16 protein-coding genes are annotated in these 18,708 nt (G+C 64.6%); 5 read left to right on the top strand and 11 right to left on the bottom strand.

From position 1 onward, the window contains the following. Positions 1-148 precede the first annotated feature (148 nt). From AT395_RS23530 to urtA, 6 genes are all read right to left on the bottom strand, one after another. The gene (locus AT395_RS23530; RefSeq protein ID WP_048628524.1) at positions 149-1,000 is read right to left on the bottom strand and encodes an urease accessory protein UreD; all 852 of its coding nucleotides are present in this window, start codon (positions 998-1,000) and stop codon (positions 149-151) included. 75 nt (positions 1,001-1,075) lie between these two features. After that, a complete protein-coding gene (gene urtE, locus AT395_RS23525) occupies positions 1,076-1,777 on the bottom strand; it encodes an urea ABC transporter ATP-binding subunit UrtE (RefSeq protein ID WP_042114006.1) in 702 nt (233 codons plus the stop codon). A 2-nt stretch (positions 1,778-1,779) separates the two neighbouring features. Further along, positions 1,780-2,565, bottom strand: coding sequence for an urea ABC transporter ATP-binding protein UrtD (urtD, locus tag AT395_RS23520; RefSeq protein ID WP_231606109.1), 786 nt, complete (start codon positions 2,563-2,565; stop codon positions 1,780-1,782). A gap of 86 nt (positions 2,566-2,651) precedes the next feature. Then, positions 2,652-3,854, bottom strand: coding sequence for an urea ABC transporter permease subunit UrtC (urtC, locus tag AT395_RS23515; RefSeq protein ID WP_048628525.1), 1,203 nt, complete (start codon positions 3,852-3,854; stop codon positions 2,652-2,654). Next, positions 3,855-5,477 (bottom strand): urea ABC transporter permease subunit UrtB, encoded by a 1,623-nt coding sequence (gene urtB / locus AT395_RS23510; RefSeq protein ID WP_053086341.1) that lies wholly within the window; start codon positions 5,475-5,477, stop codon positions 3,855-3,857. 62 nt (positions 5,478-5,539) lie between these two features. After that, a complete protein-coding gene (gene urtA, locus AT395_RS23505) occupies positions 5,540-6,736 on the bottom strand; it encodes an urea ABC transporter substrate-binding protein (protein WP_376738395.1) in 1,197 nt (398 codons plus the stop codon). A 533-nt stretch (positions 6,737-7,269) separates the two neighbouring features. Here urtA and AT395_RS23500 point away from each other — a divergent pair. The 3 genes from AT395_RS23500 to AT395_RS25875 all read left to right on the top strand — a co-directional run bounded on the left by AT395_RS23500 (position 7,270) and on the right by AT395_RS25875 (position 9,910). Then, positions 7,270-8,547: an MFS transporter gene (locus AT395_RS23500; RefSeq protein ID WP_042114011.1), complete on the top strand. Its 1,278-nt coding sequence runs from the start codon at positions 7,270-7,272 to the stop codon at positions 8,545-8,547. Between the two features lie 23 nt (positions 8,548-8,570). Further along, the gene (locus tag AT395_RS23495; protein WP_042114013.1) at positions 8,571-9,557 is read left to right on the top strand and encodes a GlxA family transcriptional regulator; all 987 of its coding nucleotides are present in this window, start codon (positions 8,571-8,573) and stop codon (positions 9,555-9,557) included. 194 nt (positions 9,558-9,751) lie between these two features. After that, complete coding sequence (locus tag AT395_RS25875) at positions 9,752-9,910, top strand: hypothetical protein (RefSeq protein ID WP_156181588.1); 159 nt, start codon at positions 9,752-9,754, stop codon at positions 9,908-9,910. A 525-nt stretch (positions 9,911-10,435) separates the two neighbouring features. Here the strand turns inward: AT395_RS25875 and AT395_RS23485 are convergent. Further along, positions 10,436-11,884 carry an aminotransferase-like domain-containing protein gene (locus AT395_RS23485; RefSeq protein ID WP_048628747.1) on the bottom strand — a complete coding sequence of 483 codons (1,449 nt, stop codon included), beginning with the start codon at positions 11,882-11,884 and terminating at the stop codon, positions 10,436-10,438. Between the two features lie 189 nt (positions 11,885-12,073). On the opposite strand from AT395_RS23485, the gene aptA reads away from it, so the two are divergent. Continuing rightward, positions 12,074-13,402 (top strand): omega-aminotransferase AptA, encoded by a 1,329-nt coding sequence (gene aptA / locus AT395_RS23480; protein WP_042114017.1) that lies wholly within the window; start codon positions 12,074-12,076, stop codon positions 13,400-13,402. A 154-nt stretch (positions 13,403-13,556) separates the two neighbouring features. On the opposite strand, the gene pxpA is transcribed toward aptA, so the two are convergent. From pxpA to AT395_RS23460, 4 genes are read right to left on the bottom strand one after another with little or no spacing between them, the layout of a single operon-like run. Continuing rightward, entirely contained in the window at positions 13,557-14,297 is a 741-nt protein-coding gene (gene pxpA, locus AT395_RS23475; protein ID WP_048628526.1) for a 5-oxoprolinase subunit PxpA, read from the bottom strand. 44 nt (positions 14,298-14,341) lie between these two features. Further along, on the bottom strand, positions 14,342-15,352 hold the full coding sequence (locus AT395_RS23470; RefSeq protein ID WP_048628527.1) for a 5-oxoprolinase subunit C family protein: 1,011 nt from the start codon (positions 15,350-15,352) through the stop codon (positions 14,342-14,344). Next, on the bottom strand, positions 15,349-16,002 hold the full coding sequence (gene pxpB / locus AT395_RS23465; RefSeq protein WP_042114023.1) for a 5-oxoprolinase subunit PxpB: 654 nt from the start codon (positions 16,000-16,002) through the stop codon (positions 15,349-15,351). Before pxpB ends, AT395_RS23470 begins: the two co-directional genes overlap by 4 nt. Positions 16,003-16,006: 4 nt before the next feature. Further along, the gene (locus AT395_RS23460; RefSeq protein WP_048628528.1) at positions 16,007-16,597 is read right to left on the bottom strand and encodes a 5-formyltetrahydrofolate cyclo-ligase; all 591 of its coding nucleotides are present in this window, start codon (positions 16,595-16,597) and stop codon (positions 16,007-16,009) included. Positions 16,598-16,681: 84 nt separating this feature from the next. Between AT395_RS23460 and AT395_RS23455 the strand changes: the two genes are divergently transcribed. Next, a complete protein-coding gene (locus AT395_RS23455; protein ID WP_048628529.1) occupies positions 16,682-18,688 on the top strand; it encodes a lytic transglycosylase domain-containing protein in 2,007 nt (668 codons plus the stop codon). Positions 18,689-18,708 lie beyond the last annotated feature (20 nt).

The raw sequence follows: 18,708 nt of genomic DNA, 5'->3' as shown, positions 1-18,708 counted from the left end.
CCCGAGCACCGCGTAAGCGAAGAGGATTCCGAAGCGTTTTGGGACGCGGCCTCAGACTTGTCGCAAAGATACCGCCCTATGGGGACCGCTTTCGGTATGCATGTGCACGTTATTGCGCGCTATTGCGCGGATTCTCGCGATAGCGAGATCACGTCGACCAAATTCGCAAAGGCTCCGCGGGGACCCCGTGGACCAAGGGGCGCAGCGTCAACCAATGGGAGACCAGCAACTGGCGCACCGCCTCCATGTCATGACCGAGCGCGCGTAGCACGAGCACGTTGCCGGGCAGGCAGGTGATCCCTGCACGCAGGGCGTCGTTGAACGGCAGACCTTCGGCCAGTGATTCGGCCAGCGCTCTCGTGCAAGCGTCGCCAACCGCCCACAGCGCAGCGAAGACCGGAAATCCGGCGAGGCCTGTGGCGCCCGTGCGTTGCGTGTCGTCCGCGCCGAGCGCGGCCTGTTCCGCCCACAGCAGGCGATCTTTCGCGTCGCGCAGTTCGAAGTTCGAACGCCAGCGGCCTTGCGTCCATTGCTCTCCGGCGGCCTGACGGCCGAGCAGGGTGGCGTCCCAGCCGATGATGCTCGCGCCTTCGCCGAGCCGCACGGTAATGTGCTGGCGAGCGTCGGCGTGTTCGAACACGATGTTCTCGAGCGGCAGCCAATCGAGCTTTGCCCCGTCTCGCACGGTGAGCGTGATGTCCTGCGTGCCGAAGCGGCCTTGCGACTTGTACCACTTGGTCGCCCCGGGCGTGGTCAGCACGGCGTGCGCGCGATCCCCGACATCGACGTCGATGGAAAGTGCGTCACCGCCGGCAATGCCGCCGGGCGGATGCACGACCACGGCGTGGCAAATGCCCGGGCCTTCCGGATGAAGCGACTTCTGAACGACGAGCGGGCCTTGATGGCGGCGCGTGGCCAGGACAGTGCGCGCATCGTGCCGCGCAAAGCCCAGCGTCAGCTCGGCATGCCAGCCGGTGGAGGGAGCGTGCAGGGAATTCATGAAAAGGGATCGGCAGTGAATGGCGCGAATCTAGCACGCGGCGCGCCTGCATGGCAGCGCCACGTGCCGGGTGCGTTACACCGCCACCATATGCCGCACCCCATCGGCCTCCATGTCCTTGCCGAGACCGCTCGCCACGATGGCCCCGCGACTCATCACGCGATAGTGATCCGCAAGTTCGAGTGCGAAGTCGTAATACTGCTCGACGAGCAACACCGTCATGCCGCGCTCGTCGACCAGCCGTCGCAGCGTCGCGCCGATGTCCTTGATGATCGAGGGCTGAATTCCTTCGGTCGGCTCGTCGAGAATCAGTAGTTGCGGATCGCTCATAAGGGCGCGCCCGATGGCGAGTTGCTGCTGCTGTCCGCCGGACAGATCGCCGCCGCGGCGCTGTTTCATGTCGCGCAGCACGGGGAAGAGTTCGTAGATGTGATCGGGCACCCCGCGCTTGACCTCGCGTGCGGATCGGCTTGCGGCGCCGATCAGCAGATTCTCCTCAACGCTCAGTCGCGGGAAGATGTCGCGCCCCTGCGGCACATAGGCGAGCCCGTTGGCCACGCGCGCATACGGTGGCGCCGAGGTCAGGGCATGACCCCGCCACGCGATGCTGCCGGACTTCACGGGCACCACGCCCATGAGGCATTTGAGCAGCGTGGTCTTGCCTACGCCGTTGCGCCCCAGCAGCACAGTGAGTTGGGCGTCGGGCACGGTGAATTCCACATTGCGCAAGATGTGGCTGCCGCTGTAGTACTGATTGAGTGCGTGAATTTCCAGCATGGTCAGCGTCCCAGATACGATTCGATCACACGTTCGTCGCGCTGCACAGTGTCGAGTGTGCCTTCGGCGAGCACCCGGCCTTCGGCCATGACGGTGACGAGGCCCGTCTCGCCCGCGAGCGCAGCCACGAAGGCCATATCGTGCTCGACCACCATCATCGAACAATGACCGCGCAGGCGATTGAGCAACTCGGCAAGCTGGGCGGTCTCTTCGTCGGTCATGCCGGCGGCAGGTTCGTCGAGCAGCAGTAGTTGCGGCTGCTGCATCAGCAACATGCCAATCTCCAGCCGTTGCTTCTGACCGTGCGATAGCTGTCCCGCGCGCACATGCGCCTGATGTTCCAGATGTGTGAGCGCGAGCACTTCTTCGATGCGATGCCGGATCGCGGGCGTGAGCATGGCCCAGAGCGAGCGGAACCAGCGTTTGTCGCCCGCGCAGGCGAGTTCCAGGTTCTCCCACACGCTGTGATGTTCGAACACCGTGGGTTTCTGAAATTTGCGGCCGACCCCTGCCTGCGCGATGGCGGGCTCGTCGAGTCGCGTGAGATCCAGCGTCTGGCCGAGGAAGGCGCGCCCGGCGTCGGGGCGGGTCTTGCCCGTGATGACGTCCATCATGGTCGTCTTGCCCGCGCCGTTCGGCCCGATGATGCAGCGCAGTTCGTCGGTCTTGATCGACAGCGAGAGATCGTTCAGCGCGCGAAATCCATCGAACGATACGGAAATGTTCTCCACATACAGAATGAGCCCGTGCGAGGTATCGATCTCGCCCGGCACCACGAAGTGCGACATGCCCGTGGTGTCGCCGCTGACGTTGACGGCCACCGAGGCGTCGGGCGTGTCTGCCAGTTGCCAGCTGATATCGGCCATGTAATTGTTCATGCGCGATCTCCGGTGACGGGGTGCGGTGCGTCGCCTTCGGCGGCGGCCGGCGCGTGTTGCGTGCGCTTGCGCGAGAGTTGCGTAACGAGGCCCATCACGCCTTGCGGCAGCAACAGCGGCACGAGCACGAACATTGCACCGAGGAAGAACAGCCAGTACTCGGCAAAATACGCAGTGAAGAAGCTCTTCGCGCCGTTGACGAGAAACGCCCCGGCAATGGCGCCGACGAGCGAGCCGCGTCCGCCGATGGCGACCCAGATCGCCATCTCGATGGAGTTGACCGGCGCCATTTCGCTCGGGTTGATGATGCCGACCTGGGGCACGTAGAGCGCGCCTGCGATACCGCACAGCATGGCGGACAGTGTCCACACGAACAGCTTGTAGCTCAGCGGCCGGTAACCGAGGAACATGGCGCGCGATTCGCCGTCGCGAATCGCCGTGACCACGCGGCCGAACTTCGATACGACCAGCGCGCGGCACAACAGGAACGCACCGACGAGCACGGCGAACGTCACGAGAAACAGCACCGTGCGTGTGTTGGCCGAGGTGATCGGGTAGCCGAGAATGCGCTTGAAGTCGGTGAAGCCGTTGTTGCCCCCGAAGCCAGTCTCGTTGCGATAGAAGAGCAGCATGGCGGCGAACGTGAGCGCTTGCGTGATGATCGACAGATACACGCCCTTCACGCGAGAGCGGAAGGCCAGATAGCCGAAGATCCACGCGATGACACCGGGCAGCGCCACGACGAGAAACATCGCCCAGGCGAAGTGCTCGGTCCCGGTCCAGTACCAGGGCAGCGACTTCCAGTCGAGAAACACCATGAAGTCCGGCAGGTCGCTGTGATACACGCCGTCGCGCCCGATGCTGCGCATCAGGTACATGCCCATTGCGTAGCCGCCGAGCGCGAAGAACAGCCCGTGGCCGAGGCTGAGAATGCCGCAGTAGCCCCACACCAGATCGAGCGCGAGCGCGGCAATCGCGTAGCACATGATCTTGCCGACGAGCGTCATGGCGTAGGCCGACAGATGCAACGGATGCGTGGCAGGCAACACCAGCGCGCATACCGGCACCAGAATCGCTACGGCGATCACGAACGCGAGCAGCAAGGGGGCAACGTGCTTCGGCAGCAGGCGGGCCCGCGAAGGGACATCCAGCGAGATCGAAGGCGTGGTGCCTTCGGGCAAAAAGTTCGACGTCTGCATTCAGGCCTCCGCGCTGCGCCCTTTGAGCGCAAACATGCCCTGCGGGCGTTTCTGGATGAACAGCACGATCAGGATCAGCACGGCGATCTTGGCGAGCACGGCGCCCCACACCGGTTCGAGCAGCTTGTTGGCGATGCCCAGACCGAACGCGCCCACGATCGTCCCCGCGAGCTGTCCCACGCCACCGAGCACCACGGCCATGAACGAATCGATGATGTAGCTCTGTCCGAGATCCGGCCCCACGTTGCCGATCTGCGAGAGCGCGCATCCGCCCAGTCCGGCAATGCCCGCACCGAAGGCGAATGCGTAGCTGTCGACGCGACCGGTCTTCACCCCGACGCAGGCGGCCATCGAACGGTTCTGCGTCACGGCGCGAATGAACAAGCCGAGACGTGTGAGATTGAGCACCGACCACGTGAGCGCCACGACCACCAGCGCGAAGATCAGGATCACCACGCGGTTGTACGGCAGCATCAGGTTGGGCAGCACGGCGATACCGCCGCTCATCCACGACGGATTGACCACTTCGACGTTTTGCGCGCCGAACAGCGTGCGCACGCCCTGAATGAGCAGCAGGCTGATACCGAAGGTCGTGAGCAGGGTCTCGAGCGGCCGGCCGTACAAATGCTTGATGACGGTGCGCTCCAGCACGAGACCGAGCGCGGCCGCCACGAGAAACGCGGCGGGCACGGCGGCCACGAGATAGAAGTCGAACGCCCCCGGCAGGAAGCGCTGGAAGAGTGTCTGCACCACGTAGGTGGCATACGCGCCGACCATCAGGAACTCGCCGTGCGCCATGTTGATGACACCGATGAGGCCGTACGTGATGGCCAGACCCAGCGCGGCGAGCAGCAGCACGCTGCCCAGCGACAGCCCCGCGAACACCGTGCCGAAGAACTCGCTGCGGCGTTGCGCGGCGGCCAGTTGCGTGAGCGCGATGTCGGCAGCGCTGCGCACGCTGGCGTCGGGCTCTGCGTAGGTCCCGTCTGTCTGCCTGGCCACGATGGGCAGCAGCAGGTCGCGCATCTGCGGATCGCCTGCGGCGGCAATCAGATCGATGGCTTCGCGGCGCTTGGCGGGGTCGGTGTCATGCAATGCCGATTGCGCCCAGAGTTGATCGAGGCGTTTGCGCAACGCCGGGTCGGTCTCTTTCTGGCGAGCCTGTTCGATGAGTGTCTTGAACGCGGGCGACGGATTCTGAAGCATCGTGTCGATCGCCTGCGCACGGGCATCGTGATCCTGCGAGAGCAGAGCGCTGGCCGCAGCGGCTGTGGCGACCTTGGCGCGCAACACGTTATTGAGGGTGAGCGAACCCGCGTCGTCAGCCTTGACCGGTGCCCCCGTGATCGGATCGACATACTTGTCGCCGTTCTGAATGGCAATGCGATCGCCCACGATCACGGCCGAGTCGTCGGCCAATGCCTTGAGCAGCGCAGCAGCCTGCGGTGAACCGTCGGCCACGAGGTGATCGATCGCTTGCGCGCGGGCGTCGAAGTCGTCGCCCGCGAGCGCCGTGAGATCGGCGCTGGTGACGGCGGCCCGGGCCGTGGAAGGAGTTGTCAGCGAGGCGCCCAGCGATATCAGGACAAGGGCGGCTGCGGTCCAGCGTCTTATCGTTATCATCAAAACCTCTGCATGCGCCGGAGACCGTCTACGCGGCGCCGGCGCAAAGAGTGAAAGAAAGGTCAGACTTTGTCGGGCTTGCCTTCATTACCCGCGATGAACGGGCTCCACGGCTGCGCGCGCACGGTCGATTTGGTCTTCCACACCACGTTGAACTGACCGTCCGGACGGATCTCCCCGATCATTACGGGTTTGTGCAGGTGGTGGTTGCCGTCCATGACCATGTCGAAGCCATCTGGCGACTTGAAGGTCTGGCCGATCATTGCGGTACGCACCTTGTCGACGTCGACGCTGCCGGCTTTCTCGACCGCCTGCTTCCACATATGCATGCCTACGAAGGTGGCTTCCATCGGATCGTTCGTCACGCGCTTGTCGCCGCCGGGCAGACCCTTCGCCTTGACGTAGGCGAACCACTCCTTCTTGAAGGCATCGTTGGTGGGGTTCTTCACCGACATGAAGTAGTTCCACGCGGCGAGGTGGCCGACGAGCGGCTTCGTATCGATGCCGCGCAGTTCCTCTTCGCCGACCGAGAACGCCACGACCGGCACGTCGGTGGCCTTCAGGCCCTGATTGCCCAGTTCCTTGTAGAACGGCACGTTCGAATCGCCGTTGATGGTCGAGATGACGGTGGTTTTGCCGCCTTGTGCGAACTGTTTGATGTTGGCGACGATGGTTTGGTAATCGCTATGACCGAACGGCGTGTAGACCTCTTGAATGTCCTTGTCCGCCACGCCCTTCGAATGCAGGAAGGCGCGCAGGATCTTGTTGGTCGTGCGCGGGTAGACATAGTCGGTGCCCAGCAGGAAGAAGCGCTTGGCGCCGCCGCCTTCCTTGCTCATGACATATTCCACGGCCGGGATCGCCTGCTGATTCGGCGCGGCGCCCGTGTAGAAGACATTCTTCGACATCTCTTCGCCCTCGTACTGCACGGGGTAGAAGAGCAGGCCATTGAGTTCTTCGAAGACCGGCAGCACCGACTTGCGCGACACCGAGGTCCAGCAACCGAACACAGCGGCGACTTTGTCCGTGGTGAGCAGTTGGCGGGCCTTTTCGGCGAACAGCGGCCAGTTCGAGGCCGGGTCGACCACCACGGCTTCGAGCGGACGGCCCATCACGCCACCGCGGGCGTTGATGTCGGCGATGGTCATGAGCGCGACATCCTTGAGCGACGTCTCCGAGATGGCCATCGTGCCCGAGAGTGAATGCAGGATGCCGACCTTGATGGGCTGCTTGCTCTGTGCGAACAAGTTCGGCGCCATGCCGGTAAGCGAAGCGGCGCCCGAGAGGGCCGCCATCTGGAGTAGCGTGCGTCGTTTCATGGTACGTCTTCCCCTTTCCTGGTTAGACCGGCGGATCCGGTATGGGGGGACTTACGCAAAGGTCGTGCCAGCGACGAGGCGTCGATGGCATCCATGCCCGCAAAGTGGGGGTGAAACGGATCGTTGCGAAACGCCGACTGGTGTACAAGGCGAGACGCCATCTGGTGTACAAGGCTGCGATATCCGGATTTTCCCGGCGATCGCGTCGGCGTTGGCCAACCCCTCGGGTATCCGCCTTTCGGCTGACGGCCGAACGCCGCGCGAAGCACGTTGGTGCGACGGCGCGCAGAGTTGGTGCGCACCGAGTTGGCGCGGCGGCGGTGATCTCTGGCTGCGGGCCGCCTGCCGGGCGGCCACCTGGCGGGGGAGGCCACCGAGTGGCATTTTTTGATGCATGATTGGCATTCGTGCCAAAACGGCCGACGGCAAGATTAGGGCTCCCGACGACTCCCGACTTGTTCGACATCACCGCTATGACCGAAGCCATTGCCGGGCGCGCCGCGCCCCCCTCAGAACCCGGCCACGCCGAACACCAACGGCGCCGCATGGGCCGTCGCTACGCTGCCGTGTTGGCCGCGTGCCAGGCGCTTTACACGGCGGCGCTGTCCGTCGATCTCACGCTGACGGGGCTCGTTGGCTACATGCTGGCGTCGGACAAGGGCTATGCGACGCTACCGTTCTCGCTCATTACCGTGGCGTCGGCCATCACGACGATCTTTGCGTCGATGCTGATCCAGCGTTTCGGGCAACGACTGGGGTTCGCGCTGGGCGCGTTGTTCGGCACGGTGGGCGGGCTCGTGTCGGTCGTGGCGATTTACGAGCGACACTTCGCGATGTTCTGCGCGGGCACGGCATGTGTCGGCGTGTTTCAGGCGTTTGCGCGCTACTACCGGCTGGCGGCGGCAGACGTCGTGCCTGTCGAGGACAAGCCGCGCGCCATCTCCATCGTGCTTACGGGGGGCGTGTTGGCGGCGGTGATCGGGCCGGCGCTTGCGGCGGGCAGCAAGGACTGGCTGGCACCGGTGACATTCGCCGGGTCGTATCTGGTCGTCACGCTGCTCTCGGGCATTTCGCTGCTGTTGCTTGTCGGCTTCCTTCGCAATTTGCCGGTGCATACGGCGAGCGGCGTGGCGGGAGATGCGGCGGCGTTACCTGCGCGTCCGCTAGGCGAGATCATGCGTCAGCCGATCTATATGGCGGCGCTCGCGAACAATCTGATCGGCTTCATGGTGATGATGTTCGTGATGACGGCGACGCCGATCGCGGCGGTTGCGTGCGGACACAGCATCGACGACGGGGCGCACATCATCGAGTGGCATCTGGTGGGCATGTATGCACCGTCGTTCTTCTCGGGGCATCTCGTGAAACGCTGGGGCGTCGTGCCGGTGCTGCTGGCGGGTATCGCGATGAGCGGGCTATGCGGCGTGCTGGCACTCATGTCGACGAGTCTGCCGTACTTCTATGCGGCGCTCGCGTTCCTCGGGGTGGGCTGGAACTTCATGTTTGTGGGCGGCACCACGTTGCTCACCATGTCGTATCGCCCGGCAGAGCGGGCGCGCGCGCAAGCCGCGAATGAATTCATCACCTTTGCCGGAACGGCGATCTCGAGTCTGTTCGCCGGGCAACTGCTGGCTCGCTTCGGTTGGGCTACGATCAATCAGGCGACCTTTCCTTTGCTTGCCGTCGCTGCGCTGGCGACCGTGTGGTACGCCCTTGACGCGAAGCGGCGTCCGGCGCACGCGCCTGCCTGACGAACGCTTTCGCCCATGACCCTATGACCCCGATTCAGCCTCGTCTCGTCGCCTTTCTCATCGTGCCGCCGTTCGTGCTGCTGGATCTGGCCGGCCCGCTCGACGCATTTCACGCGGTCATCCGCAACTTCAACGAGTCGGGACGTGCGGTGCCGTATCGTACGGTGGTGGTGTCCGAGCATGGCGGTCCGGTCGAGACCGGATCGGGGGTCGCGCTGCATACGGAGCCGATGCGCGCGCTCGAGGCGATGGAAGTCGACACGTTGATCGCGGTAGGCGGAGCGGTCGCGCATCGGCCCGCGGTGCCGGGTGAGGTGGGCGAGTGGTTGCGCGAGTACGCGCCGCGCGTGAGACGCGTGTGCTCGGTGTGCGTGGGGGCATTCATTCTGGGCGCGGCGGGGTTGTTGAACGGACGGCGTGCCACAACGCACTGGCTGGATACCGAGATGTTGCAGACATGTTTTCCGGAGGCGCGAGTCGAGTCCGATCCGATCTATGTACGCGACGAGGCGGTGTGGACATCGGCGGGGATCACGGCGGGCATCGATCTCGGGCTGGCGCTGGTCGAGGACGATTGCGGCGCGGACGTCGCGTTGCAGGCGGCGCGTCGGCTCGTGGTGTTTCTCAAGCGCGCGGGCGGGCAATCGCAGTTCAGTCCGCCGTTGCAGGAACAGGTAGCCGCGGGGGCACCGTTCGGGGAGTTGCATGCGTGGATGTCGGCGCGGCTGGATGGCGACCTGTCGGTGGTGCGTCTGGCGGAGCAGGCGAACATGAGCCCGCGCACGTTCGCCCGAAGCTATCTTGCGCGAACCGGATCGACCCCCGCGAAGGCTGTGGAGCGAATGCGTCTGGAAGCGGCGCGTTTCGCATTGCTCGACTCGGACGCGCCACTCAAGCGCATTGCCGCACGCGTGGGCTTCGGCGACGAACAAAATCTGCGCAGGGCGTTTCAACGTCAGTACGGCGTGACGCCCGCGGCCTATCGGGAGCGGTTCGGGATGGGGGGCTGACACCCTTCCCGGGACTCCTCGCCTTGCGCCGGTTCTTTTCGGAATTTCCCGATTTCAATACTGACCTCCCACGGTCAATACTCTTCCTCACCCGCGGTTTGTCTAGATCGCCAACCGGCATGGTGTAGCGCGTCTTGTTGACGCCCCGCAATCAACGAGACGATTTCCTTCGCGGGCTCTTAGGAGACGTATCCATGACAACGCAAGCCTTCATAGCTCAACTGACGGAAAAGCAGAACGCGGCACGAGAGGACGGTTCGATCAAGGAAATTCCTTTTTGCGAACTTGAGCGAGTCTCAGGGGCCGGAAACGGGAACGTGTTTGTGAATGCGACATGGAGTCGTGCCATGTAAGGCAACGGCATTATCCGTTCGAAGCGATGCACGCGCGATCCCGCGCATCAACGATCGGCTGGCGTCCACCGAGTTTGGCGGCAACGAACACGGCAACGGCGCGGGCAATGCGGGCCACTGGCGGGCCAGTATCAGTTGGTTTCTTCTCGATTTCGGCTCACGTGGCGCGTTGTTGGATAGGGCGCGAAGTCGATTGGCCGTGGCAATGGCGCTTCGGGACGCGCGATTTCAACAGGTGATCTTCGATGTCGCCCGAGCCTATTACTCCGTGCAGGAGGCGTAGTCGCAGGTGTACGCCGCATCGCGGGTCGAGCGCTTATCGTTGCAGAGCACGATGGCGGCTTGTGCGAGACATGACGCGGGGGCCGGTGCATTGGGCGACGTCCTGCGCGCTCGCACCGCACATGCGCGACAGGTGCTCGCAAGATTGGACGCAGAGGCAAAGGTCGTCGCGCGAAGTGGTGATCTGGGCTCGTTGATCGGCGCCGACATGAAGACAGCGTTCTCGCCGCTCCGTGCCCGGGATCATGCCGCTCGCTTCCCCGCTGCCGCCCGCTCGAGAAAGCGGAACAAACGCGCATCGTCCGAATACGCGACGTTGAAACGGAACCAATGGCACGGCTCGTTGTGCGCGAGGAAGAACTCGCCCGGCGCGAGCATGATGCTTTCCAGCAAGGCGGCTTCCGCCAGTTCGCGTGCCGATCGTGCGGTCTGCGGCAAGCTGCCGCACACGAACATGCCGCCTTCCGGCTGCGCCAGCAACGTCACCCCGTGTGATTGCAATTGCGTGATGAGCCGCGCACGAGCGCGCGTCAGCCGGTCCGACAGGCGTTCGATGTGCTTACGGTGACGTCCCTCGGTCAGAATCGCATGCACGATGCGCTCGTTAATTTCCGACGACGTGAGTCCTGCCACCATCTTGCTGCGTGCGATTTCATGCGCCAGATCGCGCGAACATGCCAGATACCCCACGCGCACCGACGGCGAAATCGTTTTCGAGAAACTCGATACGTAGATCACGCGCGACAGACCATCCATCGCCGCCAGCGACGGCGTGCCGGCGGGAGCCAACTCCCGATAGATATCGTCCTCGACGATCCAGAATCCATGTTGCTCGGCGCACTGCAAAATGCGATGCGCCGCTGCGGGTGAGAGCGATGTCCCGAGCGGGTTCTGCAACGCAGGATTCACGAACAGCGCGCGCGGGCGATGTGTCTGTGCCGCTTGCTCCAGCGCGGCGAGATCCAGACCGGCTTCCGTGCGCTCGATGCCCACGACATTGAGTCCCGCCAGACGCAGCACCGCCAGCAAGTTGCAGTACGCCGGGGCCTCGACCAGTACAGTGTCGCCCGGCTTGAGCAATGTGCGAACGATCAGATCGAGCGCCTGTGTCGCCCCGTGGGTGAGTACGATGTTCTCGGGCGGCGCATCGATGGACAACTCGCCAAGACGCCGCGCCAGCCACTGACGCAACAGACCATACCCGTGCGGATGGCCGTAATGCGCGAAATGCGCGCCCGGCCCTTTCGAGAGCGAGCGCAGCGCGCCATGCAGTCCGTCTTCGTCGAGCCAACTGTCCGGCAACCACCCGCAGCCGCTTTTCACGGCAATGGAGTCGTCGGCAAAAATTTCCGAAAGCAGCCACGCGTTCGTGACTTCGCTCGCGGCGCCACCGGCGCTCAGACCGGTTCCCGGACTGGCCGGTCCGGCGTCTCGCGCGTCGGCTGCCCCCGCCACGAAGAACCCCGCCCCGCGCCGGGCCACAAGCATGCCATTGGCGACAAGACGATCGTAAGCCTCCACCACGGTGAACGTGCTGATGCCGTGTGCCTTCGCCAGCGCGCGGATCGATGGCATCCGCATGCCCGCATGAAGCGTCTGCCGCTGCAATGCATGTTCGACCTCCCGCACGATCTGATCGACGAGCGCTTCCGGTTGGGCGCGATTCAGGGAGAAGGCGAGCGGCTGGACCATGATGGCAGGGTAGAGGCTGTTGCCAATACAGTTGGGGCAATTGACCGATACAGAATATACATTTTCCGGCCGACTGTACATGTCTGTACCGGTTGGCCTCTCGTAGGATCGATGCCATCCACCCGTGGCGATCTGTCGTGCTGTCCGCGGGACATCCTGATTGAGCCAATCCCTGAGGAGCTCCCCGCGATGAACATGAAAGACCTGAATCTCGACATGACGGCGTTCTGGATGCCGTTCACGAACAACCGTCAGTTCAAGAGCTCGCCGCGCCTGTTGGTGAAGGCCGAGGGTATGTACTACACGTCGTCGGACAATCGTCAGATTCTCGACGGCACGGCCGGTCTGTGGTGTGTCAACGCGGGGCACTGCCGCACCGAGATTGTCGAGGCGATTCGTCAGCAAGCCGGTGAAATGGACTTTGCGCCGACGTTCCAGATGGGCCACCCGAAGGCGTTCGAAGCCGCAAGCAAGATCGCCGCCATCACGCCGCAAGGGCTCGATCGTATTTTCTTCACGAACTCGGGTTCGGAGTCGGTCGACACGGCGCTGAAGATGGCCCTCGCGTACCATCGCGCACGCGGCGAAGGTCAACGCACCCGCCTCATCGGCCGCGAGCGTGGCTACCACGGCGTGGGTTTCGGCGGCATTTCGGTCGGTGGCATCTCGCCGAATCGCAAGGCTTATTCGGGCCAATTGCTGCCGGCTGTCGATCACCTGCCGCATACGCTCAACATCAAGGAAGCCGCTTTCACGAAGGGCCAGCCGACGTGGGGCGCACATCTGGCCGACGACCTCGAACGTCTGGTGACCTTGCACGATGCGTCGACCATCGCCGCCGTGATCGTCGAGCCGCTCGCCGGTTCCACCGGTGTGCTGGTGCCGCCGCAAGGCTATCTGCAAAAGTTGCGCGAGATCTGCGACAAGCACGGCATTCTGCTGATCTTCGACGAAGTCATTACCGGGCTCGGCCGTCTGGGCAAGCCGTTCGCTGCGCAATACTTCGGTGTGACGCCGGACATCATCACGATGGCCAAGGGCGTGAACAACGCCGCCGTGCCGATGGGTGCGGTCGCCGTGAAGACGAGTGTGCACGACACCATCGTCAATGCCGGGAATGCGGGCGCTATCGAGTTCTTCCACGGCTATACGTACTCGGGTCACCCGCTGGCCGCCGCTGCCGCCTGTGCGGCGCTCGACGTGTACAAGAACGACGGCCTGTTCGAGCGCGCCGCGAAGCTTGCGCCGTATTTCGAGAAGGCCATTCACGGGCTGCGCGACCTGCCGAACGTCATCGATATCCGGAATCTCGGGCTGGTCGGCGGTATCGAAATGTCGACTCGCGACGGCAAGCCGGGTGCACGTGCGCACGAGGTTTTCGTCAAGTGCTTCGAGAAGGGAGCGCTGGTGCGTTACACGGGCGACATTCTTGCGTTCTCGCCGCCGCTCATCGTGAGCGAAGCCCAACTCGACGAGTTGTTCGGCATTGTGGCGGAAGCGATTCGCGAAACGGCGTAAGCGGCTTCCGTCTGCTGCGAGGCGGTTCCGTTCGCCAGATTGTCCGCGGGGCCCGGCGACGATGCCCGCGCCAGCCGAAAACGAAAACGCCGTCCGGAGGTTGCGCCGGACGGCGTTTTTCTTTCGACGCGGGGGGCGCTTCGGCCCATCGCAATTACCGAACCGGTGCGATCTCGATGCCTTCGTCGAGCAGAAAGCTGCGAATGCGCCTGGCGAATTCGAGGGCGTGTTCGCCGTCGCCGTGCAGGCAGACGGTTTGCGCCCGAATCGGTACGAGCGTGCCGTCGATGGCGCGCACGCGTTGCTCGCGCACCATCAACAGTGTTTGCGCCAGCGCATCTTCCTCGCGTTCGATCAGGGCGCCGGGCGTGCCGCGTTTGACCAGTGAGCCGTCCGGGTTGTAACCGCGGTCGGCGAAGACCTCCTCGACCGCATGCATGCCGGCCGCACGCGCGGCTTTCACCAACTCGCCGCCCGCCAGCCCGAAGATCGCGAGATCGGTATCGAACGCGCGAACAGCTTCGACGATGGTTTCGGCCAGCGCCGGGTCGCGTGCCGCCTGGTTGTAAAGAGCACCGTGCGGCTTGACGTGCGAGAGCCCGCCACCCTGAGCCCGGACCATCGCCGCGAGCGCACCGATCTGATACAGCATGCCTGCGCGGATTTCATCGAGCGGAAGCTGCATTTCGGTGCGTCCGAAATTCTCGCGATCGGGGAAGCTCGGATGCGCGCCGACGGCGACACCGTTCTCCAGCGCCCAGCGCACCACCTGCTGCATCGTGCCTGCGTCGCCCGCGTGCCAACCACAAGCCACATTGGCCGAACTGACCAGCGCGAGCAGCGCTTCGTCGTAATTGCAACCTTCGCCAAGGTCGACGTTCAGATCGATCTTCATGATGGATTCTCCTGCAAGGGCCATGCCGTCGCGCGTGCGCTGCGTCAGCGTTTGCGCGTGATGGCCGGTACCCGTGGTGTCGTCAGAATGCCCCGATCGTGCCACGCGAGGGCGCGCTCGATCTGGGCAAGATATCGCAACTGTTCACGCAGCGCCTCGCGTGCCTCGGCGGCGCTGCATTCCGAGAAATACAGGGTGCTGCCTAGCCGCGCCTGTCCGAGCCGCCACAGGTCTGCGCTGATGACGGTGCCGATCTTGGGGTAGCCGCCGGTGGTCTGGGCGTCGGCTAGCAGAATGATCGGCTGGCCCGACGGCGGCACCTGAATGACCCCCGGCAGTACCCCATGCGAGAGCAGATCGTGACTCCGATTCTTCTTGCGCGTGAGCGGCTCCGGTCCCGCCAGACGGTAGCCCATGCGGTTGCTGTTGGGCGTGACCTGCCATGGATTTTCCCAGAAGCTTTTATGCGTGGCGGCGGTAAAGTCGTCGTACTCCGGACCCGGCAGTACACGCACACGTTGCGCCAGCGGGTCGGACAACCACAAGGGCGGACGCACGCCCAACGGCTCGACATGGCGCACGGCGGCGCTGGCGCGTCCGATCGCGATGCGGTCGCCGTCGTGCAAGGCCCGGCCTTCGAAGCCGCCGAAGCCGGCGGCCAGATCGGTGCTGCGCGAGCCAAGCGTCTCGGGCACGTCGACCCCGCCCGCCACGGCCAGATAGGTACGCATGCCGAAGCGGGCCGGACGCAGTGTCAGTGTCTGGCCGCGCGCGACCGGGAATCGCCACCACGACCACACGGGTGTGCCGTCGAGGTCGGCATGACAGTCGGCACCGGTCAGGGCAACGAGCGTGGCGGCGCTGAATCGCATCACGCACGTTCCCATGGTGATTTCGAGGGTCGCGGCGCTCAGGTCGTTGCCGACGAGGCGGTTGGCCACGGCGCAGGCCAGCGGATCGACGGCGCCACCGCTCGCGACACCGAATTCGCGCTGTCGGGGGCGGCCCAGATCCTGAACCGTGGTGAGCAGGCCGGCACGCTGGATGTCGATCACAGGTCGAGACTCGCGATAGTGAAGCGCACGCGGTCGCCCGGCGCCAGCAGGGCAGGCGGGGTCGCGGCAGGGTCGAACAGGGCGCAGGTGGTGTGGCCGATGATCTGCCAGCCGCCGGGCGCGGTAAGGGGATAGACGCCGGTCTGATTGCCGCCAATGCCTACCGAGCCGGCCGGCACCGACAGTCTCGGTTCTGCACGGCGAGGCGTGGCGATCGATTCGTCGAGGCCGCCCAGATAGGCAAAGCCCGGTTGAAAACCGAGGAAGTAGACAATGTACTCCGGGGCGGTGTGACGTTGGACGACGGTCTTCGGCTGCAAACGCGCAAGCTTGGCAACCTCGGCCAGATCGGGGCCATGCTGGCCGCCGTAGTGCACGGGGATTTCGATGTCTCGCCCGACGTCCCCGGCGGCCGGTGGTATCTGCCAGGCGTCGCGCAGACGCTCGCTCAGCGCGTCGATGTCGGTGGCGAGCGGATCGAACAGCAGCGTGAGGTTGTTCATGCCGGGCACGACCTCGCGCACGTCGGGCCACGCGTGCGCGAGCGACGCCACATGCCAGACACGGCGCTGCGTGGCCAGCGTAGGCGTGGTGCCGGCCTCGCAGACGAGGGCACTGTCGCCGAGCGGCAGAATCTTGAGCGTTGTCATTGGGTTAGCGTTGGGTGCCGGGAGGGCGTGCAAAAGTGGCGGATTCCGTCACGATGGCGTCGAGCGCCAGATCATGGGCTTCGGCGCTGAGGTGGTCGATTTCGAGCGCATCGTAGGCAATGCCGAGCGTTTGCGGGGTGGGCGTCATCGCGTGCAGGGTACGGTCGTAGAAGCCCCCGCCGTAGCCCAGTCGCAGGCCTTCGCGGGTGAAGCCCACGCAGGGCACCAGCAGCAGATCGGGCACCAGCACTTCGGTGCCGGCCGGCACGGGAATGCGGTAACGGCCTTCTTTCATGACCGTGGCGGGCGTCCAGCGGTGGAAGACGAGGGGCGTTGCCGGCGCGGTGACGACCGGCAGCGCGGCCAGCCGCGGTGCTCCGGGGGCGGCCTGCGCGAGCCACGCCGAGACGACCTCGCGGGCGTCGAATTCGCTCTGGATCGGCCAGTAGAAGCCCACACAGCGCGGTGCACGGCGCGCCAGTTCGTCGCTCAGCCGTGCAGCGAGCGCGACGTCGCGCTCGCTTCGGCCTTCGAGCGAGGCGCGCACGTCCAGCAATGCTTTGCGCTGACGCGCCTTGCCTGTGGCTGATTCCATCCCATTTCCGGCGGTTTGGGCCGCCGATTGAGCGGGGTCCCGTGCTATGCTTGAATTCACTTTTTAACCGACGCTCCCCCGAAGATGTCAGAACGTTTGACCCGAGTATATCGCGCTGCTGCGCTGGCCCTGACCGCTGCCGCGCTGGTCGCCTGCAGCACGACCCAGGCGACCGGCCGTCCGAAGGCGCCATCGGCGGCAAGCCGCTCGACGACATCTGCCGACGCGCTCTCGCAGCGCTCGCCCGACGACATCTTCGTGCAACTGCGCGAAGCCGCCCGCAGCAACGACGCGCCGCGCGCCACCGCGCTTGCCGCCATGCTCAGCGACTACGACGTGCCGTCGTACGTCCAGTACTTCCAGATCAAGTCGCGCATGTTCGACCGTTCGGGCAAGGCGCTCATCGATACGCCCGACGACGATATCCGGGCCTTCTTGCGCACGTATGACGGTCAGGCGATTGCCGATCGCATGCGCAACGACTGGCTGCTGGTGCTGGGCAAACGTCACGACTGGCAGACATTCGACGCCGAGTATCCGAAGTTCGTGCTCGACGACGACACACAGGTCAAGTGCTATTCGATGATGTCGCGCGCTGCGCGTGGCGAGAACGTCACACAGGCGGCCACCGATCTGCTGACTACGCCGAAGTACTACGGCGAGGGGTGCGTCGACATGATCAACACGCTGGCCGCGAGCGGTCAGTTGCCGCGCAAGGAAGTCTGGCATCAGATTCGTCTGGCTTACGAAGAGAACTACACGTCGCTCGGTAAGCAGATCGCCGACGCGTTGGGCGCCGTGCGCCCCGACGACAGCTTGCTCGATATGGCGGCCACGCGTCCGGCGCAGATCCTCGCGCGCGGCGTGGACGGCTCGGAAGCCTCGCGTCAGCTCGCGCTGCTCGCTACCGTGCGCATGGCCCGTAGCGACGCCATGCTTGCTGCGAGCACCTTCGCGGGCATTGCGGGCAGCTTGTCGGCAGACGAGCGCGCCATTGGCTGGGGCGCCATCGGCATGCGCGGTGCGCTGTCGCAGAATCCGATGGCCATCACCTGGTATCGTCAGGCCGGCAACGCCAAGCTCTCGAATACGGCGCAGGAGTGGAAGATTCGCGCGGCGCTGCGCGCGGGCGACTGGAATCTGGTGCGTACGGGAATCGAAGCGATGCCCGCCGCACTGCGTGACGACGCTGTCTGGACCTATTGGTATGGCCGCGCGCTGCGCGAAGCCGGGCAGGGCGACGCCGCTCGCGCACAATTCCAGAAGATCGCCATGCAGACGAACTTCTACGGTCAACTGGCGAACGAGGAGTTGGGCAACAAGACAACGCTGCCGGCACGCACGACCGTCACCAAGGCGGAGATCGACGCGAATCGCGCGAACCCCGGATTCCAGCGCGCCGCCAAGTTCTACGATCTGGGCCTGCGCTTCGAAGGCAATCGTGAGTGGAACTGGGAACTGCGCAACATGACTGACCGTCAGTTGATCGCGGCCGCTCAGTACGCCAATGGCATCGAGCTGTTCGATCGGGCCGTGAACACCGCGGATCGCACGAAGGCCGAGCACGACTTCACGCTGCGCTATCTGATGCCGTTCCGCAGCAAGGTGGAACCGCTGGCCGCCGCCGTCGATCTGGACGAAGCGTGGGCCTACGGTCTGATCCGCCAGGAGTCGCGTTTCATCATCAATGCGCGGTCGTCGGCCGGCGCCGGCGGTCTGATGCAGGTCATGCCGGCGACCGCGAAGATGGTCGCCAGGCAGATCGGCATGGACTATCAGCCGGGCATGATGCACGACATCGACACCAATATCCGTCTGGGCACCAGCTATCTGGCGGATATCTACAATAAGTTCGACGGCTCGGCCGTGCTGGCGTCCGCCGGTTATAACGCCGGCCCGGGGCGTCCGCGGACGTGGCGCTCCACGCTGGATCGTCCGGTCGAGGGGGCGATCTTCGCTGAAACGATCCCGTTCAACGAGACGCGTACGTATGTCGAGAATGTGCTGTCGAACACGACGTATTATTCGGCCCTGATCACAGGCCGTCCGCAATCGCTCAAGGAGCGGCTTGGCATAATCTTGCCCCAGTGACGGGCGGCCGTTCCACAGTC

Origin of the sequence: Pandoraea apista (genome assembly GCF_001465595.2) — a bacterium.
In the GTDB taxonomy this organism is placed as follows: Bacteria; Pseudomonadota; Gammaproteobacteria; order Burkholderiales; family Burkholderiaceae; genus Pandoraea; species Pandoraea apista.
This window is presented reverse-complemented; position numbering and strand designations above follow the sequence as displayed.

Bases quoted from the DNA above. Each gene is read 5' to 3' on its own strand.
- AT395_RS23530 (WP_048628524.1), bottom strand. From the start codon at position 1,000: ATGAATTCCCTGCACGCTCCCTCCACCGGCTGGCATGCCGAGCTGACG.
- urtE (WP_042114006.1), bottom strand. From the start codon at position 1,777: ATGCTGGAAATTCACGCACTCAATCAGTACTACAGCGGCAGCCACATC.
- urtD (WP_231606109.1), bottom strand. From the start codon at position 2,565: ATGTCGCACTTCGTGGTGCCGGGCGAGATCGATACCTCGCACGGGCTC.
- urtC (WP_048628525.1), bottom strand. From the start codon at position 3,854: ATGCAGACGTCGAACTTTTTGCCCGAAGGCACCACGCCTTCGATCTCG.
- urtB (WP_053086341.1), bottom strand. From the start codon at position 5,477: ATGATAACGATAAGACGCTGGACCGCAGCCGCCCTTGTCCTGATATCG.
- urtA (WP_376738395.1), bottom strand. From the start codon at position 6,736: ATGGCGCCGAACTTGTTCGCACAGAGCAAGCAGCCCATCAAGGTCGGC.
- AT395_RS23500 (WP_042114011.1), top strand. From the start codon at position 7,270: ATGACCGAAGCCATTGCCGGGCGCGCCGCGCCCCCCTCAGAACCCGGC.
- AT395_RS23495 (WP_042114013.1), top strand. From the start codon at position 8,571: ATGACCCCGATTCAGCCTCGTCTCGTCGCCTTTCTCATCGTGCCGCCG.
- AT395_RS25875 (WP_156181588.1), top strand. From the start codon at position 9,752: ATGACAACGCAAGCCTTCATAGCTCAACTGACGGAAAAGCAGAACGCG.
- AT395_RS23485 (WP_048628747.1), bottom strand. From the start codon at position 11,884: ATGGTCCAGCCGCTCGCCTTCTCCCTGAATCGCGCCCAACCGGAAGCG.
- aptA (WP_042114017.1), top strand. From the start codon at position 12,074: ATGAACATGAAAGACCTGAATCTCGACATGACGGCGTTCTGGATGCCG.
- pxpA (WP_048628526.1), bottom strand. From the start codon at position 14,297: ATGAAGATCGATCTGAACGTCGACCTTGGCGAAGGTTGCAATTACGAC.
- pxpB (WP_042114023.1), bottom strand. From the start codon at position 16,002: ATGACAACGCTCAAGATTCTGCCGCTCGGCGACAGTGCCCTCGTCTGC.
- AT395_RS23460 (WP_048628528.1), bottom strand. From the start codon at position 16,597: ATGGAATCAGCCACAGGCAAGGCGCGTCAGCGCAAAGCATTGCTGGAC.
- AT395_RS23455 (WP_048628529.1), top strand. From the start codon at position 16,682: ATGTCAGAACGTTTGACCCGAGTATATCGCGCTGCTGCGCTGGCCCTG.